A 16,380-nucleotide genomic window follows, 5' to 3' on the forward strand; every position below is an offset into this window, starting at 1 on the left:
AAGGAGTTGAACCGAATGGTATTTGTTTTTATTGCTTTGTGGACGATCGCAGCCATCCTACTCATTATCAATCCTAAAAATGAATCAACGCGCTGGGCCGCGCTTACTGCCTTTACAGGAGGTGGCGGTGGATTATCACGTACAGTTACTGAAACCATTTTGCCATATTTAGATAAGTATCAACTTCTCACTCCTTCGCTCGAATCGATTCTGCTCAAACTGCACATGTTCGGCTCGTTTATGAATCATAACGGGCTGCCGTATTGCTTTTTAATGTATGCTGTTAGCTATTCGGACATTTTTCATAATAAAGTAAAATCAATTCTTACTTGGGTGCTTCCACTGCCGATTGTTGGTATGTTCTTCCTGACCTCATTTACTCCACCAATCGAACATAACTTTTTAGTACTATTTTATTGGTGTGTACCTTATTTGATCATGGGGCTGACCTCACTATCTTACAGCTACTTAAAAGAGAATAACTTGAAAAGGAAAAGAAGCAGGCTTTTTTCCAACTTGGTGGCTTTTCCCCCCATTCTGTTTCAAATAGTAGCGAACTACACCTTAAAGGCATTTTTTGACATACAGGAAATATGGCGCTTTATGCCATTCGTCATTACTTTTTTACTTATTTCTTTCTTGTTGCTTGGCATTAAGTATGGTGTGTTGGGTGTCAGGTTGAAATTTGAGAAGGATCGTCTATATGGGACGATGCGGGCAATATCTTATGGAACCAGTGTATTAAATCATACGATCAAAAACGAAGTTGGGAAAATCAGAATTGTAACCGATGAGATTCGCAACATGGCCTTTTCCGCTCAACAGGAGAAAATTGCAGATGATGCTGTAGTTGTACTCGAATCAACAAAACATATGCTGGATATGGTTTCGCGAATACAAAGCCAAACACAAGACATTCTACTCAAAGAGGGGGTATATGATGTAATAGACATTTTGAGCCGGGCGCTTTCAATGTCTAAGATTATTTTGGACGAGCGAAATATTCAGACAAACATGGAGATAGACACGACAACTTTGTTTTTAACGTGTGATTCGGTTCATCTTCAAGAAACATTTCATAATATCATTGTTAACGCGGCCGAAGCGATGGAACATCATGGGATCCTAACTATCTCCATGCGCGAACAACGCAAACATATCGTACTCGTCTTCCATGATAATGGTAAAGGCAGCACGAAGGAAGAGCTTTCCAATTGGTTTGATCCGTTCTATTCAACGAAACACCGCAATCACAACTATGGATTGGGACTTACATATTGCTATAATGTATTGCAGCAGCACGGCGGATCCATTGACATTCAGAGTGAACTGAAAGTCGGAACGACGGTCTCACTTATGTTTCCAAAAAGAAGAGTTCGATCTGCTATGCTTCCCTTGGCGGAGGTGAGCGATGTTGGATCAAATCAAAATCATGTTGGTTGAAGACGATCGGATCTGGAGAGAACAACTAACGAATTACTTGAACCGAGAAGAGGATCTGGTGATAGTCGGTACGGCTGTAAATCGGCAAGATGCGGTGCATCTTGCCCGGCTCAGTGACGCGCACGTCGTTTTAATGGATTTAGTTTTATCGGATGAGGGATACGATGGTATTGAAGCGGCTTTGGATATTTTGGAGATTAAAGAGTCGAAAATTATCATGTTGACCGGTATCGATGAAGAAGATGCGATCATGGACACTTTTACGGCTGGTGCTGTCAATTACGTAACCAAAGATCATTATGAAGATATTCCTTATGCCATTAGGGCGGCATATTATAATTCGAGCTATATTCATCCAGACTCGGCGGGGGTATTAATGAAAGGATTTCGAACATTGAGAAAGGAACAGCGAGGTAAACTGCTAACCCCGGCAGAGCGGGAAGTATTGACATACATTCATGATGGACATAAACAAACGACGATTCAAAGTGAACGTTATACTGCTGAAAGTACTGTAAAGAAACATGTAAATAATATACTAAGAAAACTCAAAGTAAGCTCGAGCCGCGAAGCTGCTCGCATGGCTAAGCGACTTGGGATCATCGATTAAACGAATCGAGCCTGATTCTCCGTTCCCGGGAGTCAGGCTTTTTTGTGTTTGTATTCGATTCAATTTGTTTTTCGAGTAATGGGAACTAAAAAAGTTCTATAGGGTGTAGAACCTTTTTGTGAAAAGTTCTATGCCAAGATTCACCTTATTGGAATCAATAGGCCAAGCTACAATTGGCTTGTGAGCGATCATTCATAATACCAATGAAAGGAGCATAGGAAATGAGTCTTAAACATATAAAATCCAAGATTCCGTCTGAGGACCGCCAAACGAATCCTCCTAAACCCTGGTACGAAGTCGTCAATACTGATCATAAATCTCGTACAACAGATTCGTCACTGGCTTATTACGAACAATTAATGCGTCACGATTGGCATAGTAAAGTTCGACATCGCTTTCGACAGCGGGGGTGGGACTCTTGAAATTTAACATTCCTTATACGGAAGTCGAAAGCTGGCTTTTTGCCCTCCCTGATTGGAAGTCTCGTTTGGAAGTTTTGGAAGCACAGCTTGAGCATATTCCAGGTCTTGCCCAAAAGTTTGAATTGGTCGCTATTCACGGGCAAGGCCAAAAGAACGAGGCCATTGTACAGGAAGTCATCCGCCGCTTGCATGCGCAGGAGATTGAGATTCCATTGCTGGAGATGAAAATTCGGATGTTGGAGGCGGCCATCAAATCACTGCTTCCAGTTGAAAAGCGATTTGTGGAAAGTAAATATCAGTTACGACTTCCCAATCCCGATGTGATGAAAAAATTGTTAATGACATCTCGAATGTTTTTTCAGCATCGTAAAATCTCATTAACAAAAATATATCGCTTTGTCGGCGGACCTAATTCCATTCTCGGCGTGCCGGATGATTTATCTTGGTTGGAAATCGAAGGTAACGAAGAGGTAACTGTTAAGTGAAAATGAGGTGACAAATTGGGATAACACAAGGTAACAAAATCCTGTTAATCTGATAGTGTAGAAAAATGTGAGACAGGCCATCCGGCATCCCCGGCATCGCCTGTTTTTTTTATTTCTGGATGCATCGGAGAGGAAAAATTGCTCCGGTGTTTTTTCATTGAAAGGGGAGTTGTGGAACAAACATGGGGAATGACATTGCGTAATGAAGGTGCGAAGGGAGGGGGCGCTTATGCGCTCTTTTTGGTTTTCACGTTGGTGTCAGCCGGGATACGGTAAGCATAAGCAGGCACTATGGTTCGAAGTAATGCCCTCCCTAGATGCTGCGCCAATGGACTTCATGAAGGCAGCGCGTCTTGCCAAGCATATCAGTCAGCTCGGCCATCCCCGATTCAAGCGTCTACGTTATGGACAGTTATTTTTTCGTTTCCTGGTCCAGTGTGCAGGACCTGCTGGTCACATTCGAATCTACTTCTCTGTTCCCGACATTCGCTGGATGGGTTTTCGCACGGGCTTTCATACGCAGGTGTTCGGGATGTATTTGCTCCCGACTGATGCGCCTGTGTTTGCAGTTGGTACAGGCAAAAACGTGATCGTTGCCGAAGGACGTCCGGCGTATAAGGGCGCTTTGTCGGTCGCTGCGTTTCATCCGGCGGGCAAAGACCCGGTCAACGAGATGATCGCGGCAATGGGAGCGGGCGAGTTGAAGACAGGCGAGGAGGTATGGCTGGAGCTTGCATTTGCACCAGCTGGTAAACGACTCTTGCAGCGTCGCGTCCGCAGAGCGGAGAAATGGCTGCGATCCCCAGCCAACGAGCCAACATCGTTACGAGGGATCTGGCGGGAGATGCAAACGAATCAAAAAGTTAAGCCAAGACCACCGGAATTGACCACGCACCAGCAGAACGTCTTGCGTTCCTTGCAAAGCAAGCAGGACGCGGACGAAATCGGACTGTGGACGGGCTTTCGTGTACTCATTCGTTCGCATGCATCGAAAGCGAGGCTGCACACGATGAACGACATGCTGCAATCGATGCGCAGCGGCAATGGTATTGTGCTGCGTCCTGTGAGGGGCAAGAGAGCCGTTCTCGAGCCGGGATTACCGTCGAAGAAACTGCTGTTTACATCAGAGGAACTCGGCTACTGGTTACGTATTCCCGCCTTTGGCGATCCGGCAGCTGCCCACATGCAGAAGATGCATGCGAAGATCATACCGGCTCCGGAAGGATTGAATACGGGACTGTTTATCGGGAAGAGCAATGTTCCGGGTGTGGAAAAAGAAATTCGAATGCCGGTCAACCAGATGCTCAAGCATGCTTTTCTCGCAGGAACGACCGGATCGGGGAAAACGTCGACGCTGCTGTCCATCATGACCAATATGGTGGATGATCTGGAGCGTTCGCCGAACCAAGCGCCGGGTTTTACGTTTCTAGATCCGCACGGCGGGGCGATTGAAACGCTGCTCAGCTATATCCCGAAGAGCTTGTATCCGAAGCTGCACATCATTCCGCTCGGGCATACGGAGCGGCCACGAGGCTTTAATTTGTTTCAGGCTGCACATGTAGATGTGCGGGAAAGCCTCACTGGGGAATTTGTTACGACGCTGCAGCAACTCTTTCCGGGTTCGCGGCCACGAGCAGAGCATTATTTACGCAACGCTGTACTCAGTCTGCTTTCTGTACCGCCGCAAACGGTACTCGGTATAATCGACATTTTCTTTAATGAGACGTACCGCAAAAAAATCTTGCCGGATCTGGATGTGCATTTGCGTCATTTTTGGATGGACGAATTTGCACAAATCAAAAATTTCGGCGAACATCTTGGCCCAATTCTGAACAAGCTGGGTGCGTTAACCACTTACCCGACATCGCGGCGGATGCTCGGCCAACTGCATAGCAGCATCAACACGCGCCAAGTCATGGATGAGGGTCACATTGTATTGATCGACGGCTCCGGCTGCGTTCCGGATTTGCTGAAGATTTTAGCCAGTTTGTTCTTCATCGACTACCATTTCACTTGCCGTAAACGTCCGCAGCACAAGTCCAAAGCGCACTTCTTTTTCGCCGACGAGTGCCATCTGTTCGCCACGGACATCCTGACGAAAATACTGGCTGAGGACCGCAAATTCGGCTTGTCGCTGTTTTTGGCAACGCAGTATTTAACCCAGCTCTCCGATCGTATTTTGGAGGCTATTCTCGGCAACATAGGTACGCTCATGCTACTGCAGCTTGGCGGGCCGGACGCAGATAAGCTGTCGCGCTGGCTCAAGCCGCAGGTAACGAGCGTCGACCTCATGAATCTGGCAGAGCTTCATGCCATCGTCCGAACCAAGGGACAGGAGGGGAGGCTGGAGCTATTTACAGTCAAAAATGAAATCGTCCCTGTACACCGGGAAGCATGGATCAAAGAGGCATGGGCTCATTCGGACAAACAGGACGGCCGCAGCGTAGAAGCAGTTGAACATGAAATGAAACGCTCGGGTCTCTCCGATGAATCAGGCGGAACCATTTTGCCGAATTTCAAATAAACAACAGGGTATGAAGACTGGAGGGAACTTTCGAGAGTAATTTCGAGAGAACATTCGAGGGCATCTTCGAGGGAAGGTTGCAATCTCAAAAATGGGCCATGCACCGCATACCGGCGCGCGAAACGAGCACCGACCTGAACCCGACTATAACACCCCACACGGCCTGTAGGAAAGGAGACCAACAGATTTGTACTATGAAGCCAAAAAAGAAACGCTGATTATGTTGTACCGACACACCTTACTGACAGCCGAGCAATTAGCAATCAGCTTACATTACAAACCGAAAACGATCTATAACATCTCATGTGAATTGAAGGAGAAGGGGTTGATTCGTAACATCCCCCTCCCTTTTCTGAAAAGGAACCATGTCGGGTACACCTTGACCGCCTTTGGGGCCAGAGCGGGGGCTAGTCTTGCCGGTGACGAAACGGTTTTCCGGGCTAAAGCTTGGGAAGCCGGACCGGTACAGATCGAACATTTTTTTGGAACGAACGCTTTTTTTACCGATGTGATCCGCCACAGCATTTCCCATGCCGAAGAAGGCATGCTGGAGTGGCTGGACCCACGCTCGGCAGCCGAGCGATATGTGCAGAGCAAAAAAACAGGGAAAGCGGCTGCACCCGTCAAGCCGGATGGGTTCGGCATGTATCTGTTTCCTGATCGCGGACGGCTGGCCTTTCATCTGGAGTATGACACCGGAACTGAAACGCTGTGGCGCATAAAAGATAAGCTCTTTCATTATGGTACACTGCTCCCCACGATCTGGCCAAAGGTAGAGGCTGTGCAGGTACTGTTTGTGACGAAAATTGAAAGCCGTCCGAAAACGATTATCGACATTTGGGAGGTGCTGATGAAAGGGACGTTCAACAACGACCGATTGCCCAGCGTATGGGCCATCAGTGAGAAAGAGTGGAAACAAAAAGGCGCAGCGGGGACGCTTTGGCTGGGCAGCGGCGGGCAGCGTATTCGCTTGAAGGATATGCCGCTGCTCCCCATGCTTGCGGATCCGTTGGACCCGCTGCTGGGTAAACAGCCCAGAGAGCTCCCGCCTAAAACAAGGAGGTAAGGTTAGTGGATCTACGCTTACTGCCGAAGTTGCTGCTGTGGGGCATGCTGACGCTTTCGTGTTTGGGCACGATTTCTACACTATTGCGAATAGAAACGGACCCGATACCGGCCCTTCTTAAACGCACAACGGAGCAACAAATGGCAATCCAGACAGCGCTTGGCTTTTCCCGTGAGTGGATGCACTGGGATGGGAAGGAACTGCCAGAGGCTCGGATGCAGCGGATCAAACCATATGTGAATCCGGAATCGCTCGTCCGTATCGCAGCTATTTTGTCAGATAAAAATACGAATCTACAGGATGTAGTTGCAGTGGAATTGATCTCGCTCTCCTCCCATGGATATCAACGTTACAAGATTCGGGTCCGAGTGATTGCTTTGAATCCGGATCGAACCCTATGGGAAGTGGATGTACCCGTATGGGTGCAATCCGGTAAAGGCGCTGCAATTACGGATCCACCGTTCATTCACCCTTTGCAGAATCCCCCTGCTGTTCCCGAATCGGATAACAGTGAAGTGGAAGCATCCAGCGGGGTGAAGCAACGGATACGTCCGGCGATAGAAAGCTTCCTGAAGGCTATGTGTGAAGGTAAAGATGCGGAAAGCCTGTTTAACTATGTGACGACAGGCTCCAAACTGAAACCTCTCAACGGTCGACTCAAGTTCCTTTCGCTGGATAGGCTGGAGGCGACAGGCGCTGGACCGTATACCATCACTGCCACCTTTTCTGTCAAAGACGAAGCCACTGGATTTCGACTAACACAGGTGTGGAGGCTGGCGGTGGCGGAGGAGAACGAGAAGTTTTTCGTAGGTGGCATTGAATAAATGGTTTTGAAATCTATGAAAAGGAAGTGTACCTGCGATGTCTAAAGAACAAAGGGACAAAGAACGACAAGATATCATTACACAGCTTCAACAGATGGATCGGCATGGAGTCTGGAGCGATCAGCAAAGCAAGAATGAAGGGTACCCGCCCATGACTTTGCGTGAAGCCCGAGCAAAGTTAGCCTATATGTCAGACCCGGAAAATCAATAAGTGTCTTATGCAAATGAGTATTCACCAGGTTAGGGGGTGCGAAATATGGAAGGGGATTTTATTAATACCGGTCTACTCGTAATCAAACGATTACTGCAAGCCATTTTCCTGACCATAGCGATTTACCGGGGCGTCAAGATGTATGCCAATGGGGAGACAAATCGGCTGTGGTCGCATATTATGCTGTCGGTCATTTTGGGTATTTTTGTTTTTGCGCCTGGCATCGCCAAGTATCTGGCGCTCTATGTGCTAAAGACGCTCGGCATTTCCGTGGACGGACTAACGGACACGACGGGAGAGTGAGGCCAAGTGGAAGATCAAGAGAAAACAGAATCGTATCGTGCTCTCTACCGGGTACGGCCGCTCATTTACCATATCGGGGACATCCGCTTGTGGATGCCAATACGGCAGGACGGCGTTGTCCTTTGGTTCGTGTATATTGGCGTGTTTTTCGTTTTTAGTTATATAATCCCGGTGCTTTCCTGGGTGCTTCCGCTGGATCGTACGATCACAATGGTCGTAGGACCGATTGCCGCTGCGTACTTCACGGTCAAGCTTGACCCAGCGGGTAAAACGGTCACGCGCTATTTGCGAGACATTATTCATTTTCTGGTGCGACCGAAGTGGGTTGTCCGTTGGCAGGCGATTCGTCAGCTTGGAGGAAGAGGGAAGATCACGTTTGTTAGCTGTTGCCGGCCGTATGAGCGAATATCGCTTTCAAACGGTTCTGAGGAATGGTGCGGAGGTAGCGCGTGGCTACATGGAACGGTTGAAGGACTGCAGACGCTTTTCCTTCCCGCACATGTGCGCATTCGTTGGCGCGGCAGGAGTCAGAAACTGACGGTTACGCCACTTAAGTCGCCATCAAAACGAGCGATCGTTCCTCCTGCTTTGGTGGAGGGAAAAGCGGGCGGGAATATGACGTGGATGACATCGGATCCGGTACAAGTTGAACGAGAGAGTAGAGATAGTGTGAGGAATAAATGGAAGGTTAGTAATCGTCAATAATGAACCGATTTATAAAATGAGGTGAATCAAGAAAATGGGCAATTGGAAATACAAGGTGTCGATCAGCCTTGACGACCTATTGGAAAACCAATCAACGAGTGTAGAAGAGAAGGGCCGGACGATTGCCGAGCGGTTAGGCCGTGAAGCATGTTTCCGGTCTTTTCCGCATTTGGCGGAGTTTCGATCGGTCCGGAACGCAGAGGAACTGGATGAATGGCTGACACGCATGTACGACTACGCCGACCGACATCGGATCTGGATCAGATGAAGACCGATTTCAGAAGGGAGGTGAGATCCGTTGAAATTTCCGGTTTTGTATTGGGAACAAAACCTCCTGTTCGATACCCTGCTCAAACCATGGGCGGTGTACCGCATTCCGTTAAAGCCATATGCTTATCAATCACCGGAGAAAAAGCGCGGCACCGTGAGCCAGATGCAACAGTTTTTGCACAGTTATCACGGCAGCGGACAGTTGCTTTCCGTGACCCGGATGATGGACGCCAGCGTATGGCAAGCCAGACGCACGGGTCAGGGCGCGGAATACGAACGCTATGTGAAAGCGGTCATGCAACGGTTTGCCGAGCGGCGACCGTGGCAGCGATCGCTTTATCTCATTTTACAGCTATCCGCCGTACAGAAGCAGTTTCCGGAAGTGGATTTGTCCGGCTTGCGTAAAACGGGCGAAACCTTGAAGGCGTTGGCTGGTGCACTGGGTCGAAGCGTAACGGAGCAATTCTGGTACCGTCAACGCGGTGAACTGGAGATGGAACGTCTTCAGATTGCCAAGACAGCCGAAAGCTTGCAGTTTAATCAAGTGAACCATCACCTGAGCGGTGAACGATGCGGACCGCAGGAAATTGAATGGCTGTTGCGACGGGGTTTCTTCAGGGGTTTATCCTTAGAACCCGAGCTGATACTGACACCGGAAACGATGCGTGAGGTACGGGTAAAGGGCGACAAGGTTTTGCTGCGTCCGAAAAAATCGCTACCGATTTTGCTTGCTGCTGATATGGTTTCCGAAGAAAAAATGAAGACCTGGGTCGTGCATCATGATGATCTTGATGAGGACAGTTTGAAGAGCTTTCAGGCCTTCTTCTCCGTTGTCGATGTGCCGGAGGAGATTGATACGGTTGGCGACGAGTGGTTGTATGCACTTGAAGACCTTCCCTTTCCTGCAGAGGTCAGCATTCATTTTCAGGTGCAAACACCGCATGAAGCGGCGGGTGGATTGCAGCGAAATCGCAAGGTGCTGAAGGATCAGAGGCGCGAGTATAAGGAAGCATCCGAGGAGACACCGATAACACTGGAATGGGCAGGCAAGCGCGGGCGGGTGTTGGAGAACAAGCTTCAGAAAGGGATGCCGCTCGTATGGGCGTCTACTTGGCTGAACGTTTCAGCTTCCTCCCGCAAGGAACTGGAGGAACGTTCAGCGCAGCTCCTGCAATTGTATGCAACCAAACAAATTCGCGTGGTTCGCTCTCCAGCGGATCAGGGCACGGCTTTTCAGCTCTTTTTGCCCGGTTCGGCGATGGACAAGCAGAACCGCATCCCGATGGATCCGAAGTTTCTGTCAGCTGGAATGCTGCATGGTTCGCGGGAAATCGGCGACCCGGACGGCGACTATATCGGACGCACCTTGCATCGCATTCCGGTGCTGCTGGATTTGAAGCGCCCGATGTCCAAGGAACTGAACCGTTCCGGGGCGATTGTCATTGTCGGTACGCTTGGCTCAGGAAAATCCGTATTGAAGAAGACGCTATTCTACCATGGGTACAATCAGGGCGGCATTGTGTTCTCCATTGATCCCAAAGATGAGGATGGCAGCTTTGCTTTGATCCCGGATATCCATGAGAACATGATACGGCTTAATTTTTCAGCGGAGTCAACGACGAAGTTCAATCCGTTTCGCATGTCGAAAAGTGAAGAACGCTCTCACGGCATTGTACTGGACTTCCTGAGTCTATTACTTGAAGGAACAAGAAACGATGAACGAGCTGACGCATTAATGGAGGCCGTTGAGCGAACCTTTGAGCAGGAGAAGCGCGACCTTCACATCTTTATGACGGAGCTAACGCATATCGCAACGGAATCACCGATGGAAGCGATCCGGGTGGAAGCCAGAAGATGTGTGAACCGTTTACTGTCGTACTCGCGCAGCCCGTTTGGTAAATTCATCTTTGCCCACGACGGGGAAGAAAATGCCCAGCTCAGCGGTGCGCGTTTTATTGTCATTACGCTGGCTGGATTGCCGCTACCGAAGAAACGGAGTGAACGTCTGCAAACGGCGCTGACGCCGAATGAGCGATTTGGTCTTGGCATCATGTATCTGGTAGCCGCGCTCGGGCGCGAGTACATGTTTTATAGCCCACACGATCAACTAAAAATATTTGGCATTGACGAATCTTGGATGCTGAAAGCTTTTCCCGAGGGTGCGTTACTGATTGATGAAATCATCCGCATGGGCCGCTCTTTCGCGGTAGTGCCGCTTTTGGCAACACAAAACCCGGGGGACGTTGCCGATGAAGAGACCCGCAACAATTTGGGGTCTATTTTTTGTTTCCGTACGGAGGACCCTCGGGCTATTGCGGACAACCTGACATTGATTGGACTTGATCCCGATGATGAGGACATGATTCAGGCGTTTCGTGAATTGAAGGCCGGAGATTGCTACATGAAAGATATAACGGGTCGGATCGGGCGGGTGCATATTGAACCGACCCCGGACGATCTGCTCACCATCTTTAATACATCGCCGGATCGTGTGTCGAGGGAAAGGAGGGAAACCCCTTGAGACGAAAATGCCGTTATGGGCTTTTACTGCTGGTGTTTATCGCTTGTTTGATGAGTTTGGCAAACCCACTCACCGTTTTTGCACAAGCGCCGCCCCAAGATATGCTCGACCAACTGTTGCCGGGTGAAAGTCAGATGGGCATTGAACCGGGTGATCGGACGCTGGATTACCGTCAGTACCCGACGGATCACTATACATGGGATTTGGGCTACGATCTCGTGGAGTGGTCAGGTTGGAAGCCGAAGCTGAATAATCCATTTCCGATCATTCTGAATTGGATCGCGAATGGGCTATTTTTGGCGAATGCCTTCATTACCCGGCTTTCTATTTTTCTGATGCAGCTTGGTTTTCATACCGATCTGGTTAACGAACAACTGTCGCTGATCCTGCCAATCATGGAAGGGATGCGAACAGGTTTTTTTTCCAAATTTTTGCCGTTTGCTCTTGTGCTCTTGGCGGCGTGGATGGTGAAGGTCGGGTACTGGAACAACCAGACAACTCGGCTGATGTCCGGCGTCGTTGGTTCGATTGTTGTCCTGATCGGCAGCTACTGGTTTTTCACCCATTCGGGTCAGAGCATCCGTGCGGTATCACAGACGATGGACAAGCTGACGCAAATTACGATGGGATCGCTGGCCGCGCCTTACCAACGCGTGACGGGAGAGCAACTGGGCGCAGGTCTGGCGAATGTGGCAGATCAACAGTTGATGGCGACGTCCAATCGGCTATGGAAATTGTTTGTAGACCGTCCTTGGACGATCGGACAATTCAACCGACAGGATGGAAACGTGGTGCGCATGACAGCGGAGGAAGTAGAGGCGATTTTGGATCAAGCAGAGGAGGAAGACGTGGAGTTATCTGTGCAGGTCGGCGATGCGTGGTCACACTGGATGCGGCAGTATGCGCCGGGTATGACGCACCGGGACATTTTGCGCAAGGTGCTGGGTGATGCAAAAATTGACCACGGAGATCATGCTGACATTCCCTATGTGTTTGGTGGCGGATCGGCAGGCATTCGCTGTCTGGTCGCTTTACTGTCCCTGATTGCCACGTTAACCTTGCTTCTGTTTGTCGGAACGATTTCATTTATTTTGATTTTGGCTCAGGAAATGGCACTGGCGATCCTTATTCTTGCACCGGTCGTGCTGCTGCTTGGACTTTTTCCGGAACGGGGGTTTATGTTTGTACGCCGCTGGCTCGGCTGGTTGATCGGGGTCCTCGGTACAAAGGTCATCTATGGATTTTACATGGGCTTTACGCTGCTTGTTGCCGATATCGTCGCGCGCGGCTCCGGCATTCTGATGCTGCAGCAAATCTTTGTGGCGCTGCTCTTTTTCTGTGCATTTTTGTTCCGCAAAAAGATTCTCAAACAGATACTTAGCATCTTCCAAGCGCCGACTCCGCATGAGATGTATGACACCTCCAAAAAAGAAGTCGTCCACCATTGGGGAGAAGCGAAGCAGTCGTGGCAAAACACGAAGGAAACGACGAAAAAAGCAGCGGCGACAGCGAAGAAGATCATTTCCAAGTTGAAATAAGGAAACTGATGCGGAAGTGACGTTCCAAGCTGAACAGGCAAGTAGGGGGAGGCATTTGAATGGACCGGATTGCGGAGTGGCTAAGGGGTGAATTTCAGGTGCAGACCTTGTCCTATGAGGAAAAGCTGGCGCACGGTCTGGTTTTTCGGGGAGTTAGCCGTGGTGGGGAAGTGGTGTTTTTGGTGCCCGAATCGCAACATGTGTGGATGAGAAAAGCGGTTAGACAGGAGTGGAAGCCAACGGGGATCAAAGTACCTGATCGGGTCATGCGGTGACTGTTGACAACTTACAAAAGAGGGGATGACGATGGATGTTGTGAAAGACTGGGAGACGTTGGTATCCGACCTGAAGCAACGGATCCAAAGCGGCGATGTGTCATGCCGACTGCTGCTGGACAAAGCGGAAGCAGACCTGAAAAAGGCGCGCGAAAAACAGGTGACGCTGGAGCGGGACCGCCATGGATGAGGTTAGTGGTTTGATCAAGAAAAGGGTACTCTGGTGGGTGATCGGTAGCTTGGGTTTTGTCGGCATTGTTATTGTGTTGTTGGTTTTACTTGTGGCTTTTGTCTTATTAGGTGTGCTGGTCAGTTCGTCGGATTCCTCTATGGAAGGGATTCCAGTACCCCAACAGCAAACGTTCGATATTCCCGCACCGTTATTGCCGATCTATATTCACGCAGAAAATGAAGCGGTGACATGGTCGCGGTTGGCGGCGATTCACAAGATCACCACCGATTTTGGAGCCGAGACTGCGAAGCGGATCGATACGATTGGCGAAATGGGGTTTCCGCGACTTTTGTGGGAAGCGTACAAGGTGGATGGAGACGGGGATGGAAAGATCAGCGCAGATAACCCCTACGATGCGATTTTTTCGTTGGCAAATTATTTACGATTGGCCTCTCTTGAGACAGATGCTGCGATGGAAGCGTGGTTTTTAAACCCGAATGATGTAGCGCTCGTTTATGCCAAGGAAGCGGAGTATGCTTCTATGCTAATCATGCCGAGAAACTGGCTGTGGCCGGTCATTGGCTATACATCTCTTTCTAGTTCGTACGGTTCTCGAACCGATCCGGTTACCGGAGAGCTTGGGGTATTTCATGATGGGATCGATATCCCCGCTCCGCGGGGTACGCCGGTTGTTGCGATTCAAAACGGGGCAGTGATTCAAGTGACCCGAAGCAACAGTGGGTACGGTCATTACATCCGACTGTCACATGAAGGCGGTGTCCAGAGTTTATATGCACATTTATCCGACATCGGTGTTCGTAGCGGACAGCAGGTGCTGTGTGGGGAGGTGATCGGCTGGGTAGGCAGTACGGGGAAATCGACAGGACCCCATCTGCATTTTGGGATGTCTCAAAATGGGCAATCCGTAAATCCACAAAACTATTGGTTAGATCCAACAGAAGGAGAGTGAAGGTTGATGCTAGATCAGTTACTGCGTTTTCGCGAGTGTGAACATCGCGGCGATTTGGATGCCTATGCCCGCGACGTGACCCGCTGCGGCGGTAACGTGATTGGACGGGAACTGGACGCCGCCGCTGAAAGAGGTTATTTGACTGTGACGTTTAACAGCTTGGCGGATCGAGAAGCGTTTTGGGAGATGTTCAAACAAACGGATTCGTCTTCTTTTTGTTCTTAAGTAGAATGGATAGCTAGACAATCATGACGGCTCTCGAGAGAAGGGGGCTATTTTTTATGCCCAATAACAGTAAAGGGAGATGAAGGAAATGGGAAAACCAAATCAAAAAGTGGTCACGCATGGGGTGCAGGCTTTGGGATTACCTCCGGTCGTGATGAACCTGTTTTTTCGGAAAGCAGAGTCGTTTTTACCGAAGCATGAGTTTCTCGTGTTTGAACCACAGGGCAACCAGGTGGTTATTGGTGATGGTGACGGAAAGCAACTCGATACGATGCAGATGACACTGCCGGAGAAAGTGTGGGTCAAAACCGATGATTATGGCGACCGTTTGGTCATTACGGCGCTGTTGCCTCGGGAGTATTGAGTGGGAAGAGAAATGAGTGCAGGGCACACTTGAAAATAAATAACGATAGACGGCTGTTCTCGGAGCAGCCGTTTTTTTATGCCCATTTTTCGGTTTACAACCGTTTGGGGAGGTGATCGAGATTCCATACGAGGGAGTTTGTATCGATTTATTTTGCGGAGCTGGTGGACTTTCGTACGGGTTTGCGCAAGCAGGTTTTGACATTCGCCTAGGAGTAGATGTGGATGCATCCGCACTACTTACGTTTGAACACAATCACCATGATGCACGAGCTCTAAAGGAAGATGTCAGGCAGTTGACCGGAGCCAAGCTCCGGGAACTGGCAGGTAATGAAGCGATATTCGGCATCATTGGCGGCCCACCGTGCCAGGGCTTCAGTGTGGCAGGAAATCATAATCCGGACGATGTCCGCAATCAACTCCCATATGAATATGCCCGGCTATTGGAGGAAATCCAACCTGCTTTTTTCCTAATGGAAAATGTAAAAGGACTGCTCAGTAAAAAGCAGCGAGTTCATTTTGATGCGATTTACGAGCTGTTTACAGCTGCGGGTTACAAACTAGATTGGCGGTTGTTGAACGCTTGGGATTATGGTGTGGCGCAGACGCGGGAGAGGGTGGTTATTATCGGGTTTCGAGCGGATTTGAACATCTCATTTGAATGGCCGCAGCCTGATCCGTCGCGTCCGGTGCTGTGGGATGCCATTGGCGATTTACCGGATCCGATAGGAAGTGAACCCACACTGATGAACCATACGCTATTTAATCCCCGTCCGGCCTCGATGGAGAATCGCATACGCAACGCTGGTAAAGGGGTCGCGTTGTTTGACTGCAAGGTGCAGGATTGGGAGCAGCCGTGTAAAACGGTCACCGCCCATTTGTCGAAAGATGTTGATTTGGCACATCCCGGTTCGCCGCCCAATCATGAGGGGCACTTGTTTGACAATGTTCGGGAGCAGGGAGGTTACGAACAGGAAAACCGTACTGTGAGTTGGGATACGCCATCTTATACGATCACCGCGCACAACCGGTCGGCGGGACTGCATCCGAATCATGGTCCGGTACCGCAAGATTCCGAACAGGTGCTGCGGCTCATTTCGCAGGCGGATCCAAACGGGGTTATTCCGCTGGAGGTGCTGCAGGCCGAAATGCCTTCACGGGTCGAGGGCTTAAAAGGTCGACAAAAAAAGGGGGCATGGCACAAGCCGAATCCAACGATTACCGCGCAAACCACCTTGTATACGGGTGCGCACTACCATCCCAATGCTTCCCGCCCGCGTCGCTTCACGGTAAGGGAATGCGCGAGAATTCAATCTTTTGCGGATTCATTCGTCTTTTACGGCAGCTTGAGTGCCCAGTATCGTCAGGTTGGCAATGCAGTACCTCCGAAGCTGGCCTACCAGTTGGCACGGCAAATTGCCTTAGCTTTTCGAGAAGCGGGACGGAGGTGAGG

General features: G+C 49.7%; 17 protein-coding genes. All 17 read left to right on the plus strand.

What is annotated here, in order from left to right:
- Nucleotides 1–15: 15 nt before the first annotated feature.
- The 17 genes from FE782_RS28550 (at nucleotide 16) to FE782_RS28620 (ending at nucleotide 16,378) form a co-directional block, all read left to right on the plus strand.
- Entirely contained in the window at nucleotides 16–1,443 is a 1,428-nt protein-coding gene (locus tag FE782_RS28550; protein WP_138197759.1) for a sensor histidine kinase, read from the plus strand.
- The gene (locus tag FE782_RS28555) at nucleotides 1,412–2,053 is read left to right on the plus strand and encodes a response regulator (RefSeq protein ID WP_238392699.1); all 642 of its coding nucleotides are present in this window, start codon (nucleotides 1,412–1,414) and stop codon (nucleotides 2,051–2,053) included. Before FE782_RS28550 ends, FE782_RS28555 begins: the two co-directional genes overlap by 32 nt.
- 409 nt (nucleotides 2,054–2,462) lie before the next feature.
- The gene (locus FE782_RS28560) at nucleotides 2,463–2,960 is read left to right on the plus strand and encodes a hypothetical protein (RefSeq protein ID WP_439116466.1); all 498 of its coding nucleotides are present in this window, start codon (nucleotides 2,463–2,465) and stop codon (nucleotides 2,958–2,960) included.
- 229 nt (nucleotides 2,961–3,189) lie between these two features.
- Nucleotides 3,190–5,484: a type IV secretory system conjugative DNA transfer family protein gene (locus tag FE782_RS28565; RefSeq protein ID WP_138197761.1), complete on the plus strand. Its 2,295-nt coding sequence runs from the start codon at nucleotides 3,190–3,192 to the stop codon at nucleotides 5,482–5,484.
- 187 nt (nucleotides 5,485–5,671) lie between these two features.
- A complete protein-coding gene (locus tag FE782_RS28570) occupies nucleotides 5,672–6,550 on the plus strand; it encodes a replication-relaxation family protein (RefSeq protein ID WP_138197762.1) in 879 nt (292 codons plus the stop codon).
- Nucleotides 6,551–6,555: 5 nt separating this feature from the next.
- Complete coding sequence (locus FE782_RS28575) at nucleotides 6,556–7,374, plus strand: conjugal transfer protein (protein ID WP_138197763.1); 819 nt, start codon at nucleotides 6,556–6,558, stop codon at nucleotides 7,372–7,374.
- Between the two features lie 37 nt (nucleotides 7,375–7,411).
- Nucleotides 7,412–7,585 (plus strand): hypothetical protein, encoded by a 174-nt coding sequence (locus FE782_RS32465; RefSeq protein WP_158299599.1) that lies wholly within the window; start codon nucleotides 7,412–7,414, stop codon nucleotides 7,583–7,585.
- 45 nt (nucleotides 7,586–7,630) lie between these two features.
- Entirely contained in the window at nucleotides 7,631–7,888 is a 258-nt protein-coding gene (locus tag FE782_RS28580) for a hypothetical protein (RefSeq protein WP_138197764.1), read from the plus strand.
- 6 nt (nucleotides 7,889–7,894) lie between these two features.
- Entirely contained in the window at nucleotides 7,895–8,593 is a 699-nt protein-coding gene (locus FE782_RS28585; protein ID WP_138197765.1) for a TcpE family conjugal transfer membrane protein, read from the plus strand.
- A gap of 298 nt (nucleotides 8,594–8,891) precedes the next feature.
- Nucleotides 8,892–11,384 carry an ATP-binding protein gene (locus FE782_RS28590; protein ID WP_138197766.1) on the plus strand — a complete coding sequence of 831 codons (2,493 nt, stop codon included), beginning with the start codon at nucleotides 8,892–8,894 and terminating at the stop codon, nucleotides 11,382–11,384.
- Nucleotides 11,381–12,922 (plus strand): type IV secretion system protein, encoded by a 1,542-nt coding sequence (locus FE782_RS28595; protein WP_138197767.1) that lies wholly within the window; start codon nucleotides 11,381–11,383, stop codon nucleotides 12,920–12,922. The genes FE782_RS28590 and FE782_RS28595 overlap by 4 nt, the downstream gene beginning before the upstream one ends.
- Before the next feature lie 59 nt (nucleotides 12,923–12,981).
- A complete protein-coding gene (locus FE782_RS28600) occupies nucleotides 12,982–13,197 on the plus strand; it encodes a hypothetical protein (RefSeq protein ID WP_138197768.1) in 216 nt (71 codons plus the stop codon).
- Between the two features lie 31 nt (nucleotides 13,198–13,228).
- A complete protein-coding gene (locus FE782_RS32470; RefSeq protein WP_158299600.1) occupies nucleotides 13,229–13,387 on the plus strand; it encodes a hypothetical protein in 159 nt (52 codons plus the stop codon).
- Nucleotides 13,380–14,339: a M23 family metallopeptidase gene (locus tag FE782_RS28605; RefSeq protein WP_138197769.1), complete on the plus strand. Its 960-nt coding sequence runs from the start codon at nucleotides 13,380–13,382 to the stop codon at nucleotides 14,337–14,339. Before FE782_RS32470 ends, FE782_RS28605 begins: the two co-directional genes overlap by 8 nt.
- A 6-nt stretch (nucleotides 14,340–14,345) precedes the next feature.
- The gene (locus tag FE782_RS28610) at nucleotides 14,346–14,564 is read left to right on the plus strand and encodes a hypothetical protein (protein WP_138197770.1); all 219 of its coding nucleotides are present in this window, start codon (nucleotides 14,346–14,348) and stop codon (nucleotides 14,562–14,564) included.
- Nucleotides 14,565–14,652: 88 nt separating this feature from the next.
- The gene (locus FE782_RS28615; RefSeq protein ID WP_138197771.1) at nucleotides 14,653–14,928 is read left to right on the plus strand and encodes a hypothetical protein; all 276 of its coding nucleotides are present in this window, start codon (nucleotides 14,653–14,655) and stop codon (nucleotides 14,926–14,928) included.
- 112 nt (nucleotides 14,929–15,040) lie between these two features.
- On the plus strand, nucleotides 15,041–16,378 hold the full coding sequence (locus tag FE782_RS28620; protein WP_439116467.1) for a DNA cytosine methyltransferase: 1,338 nt from the start codon (nucleotides 15,041–15,043) through the stop codon (nucleotides 16,376–16,378).
- Nucleotides 16,379–16,380 lie beyond the last annotated feature (2 nt).

This window comes from Paenibacillus antri, from assembly GCF_005765165.1.
GTDB lineage: Bacteria > Bacillota > Bacilli > Paenibacillales > YIM-B00363 > Paenibacillus_AE > Paenibacillus_AE antri.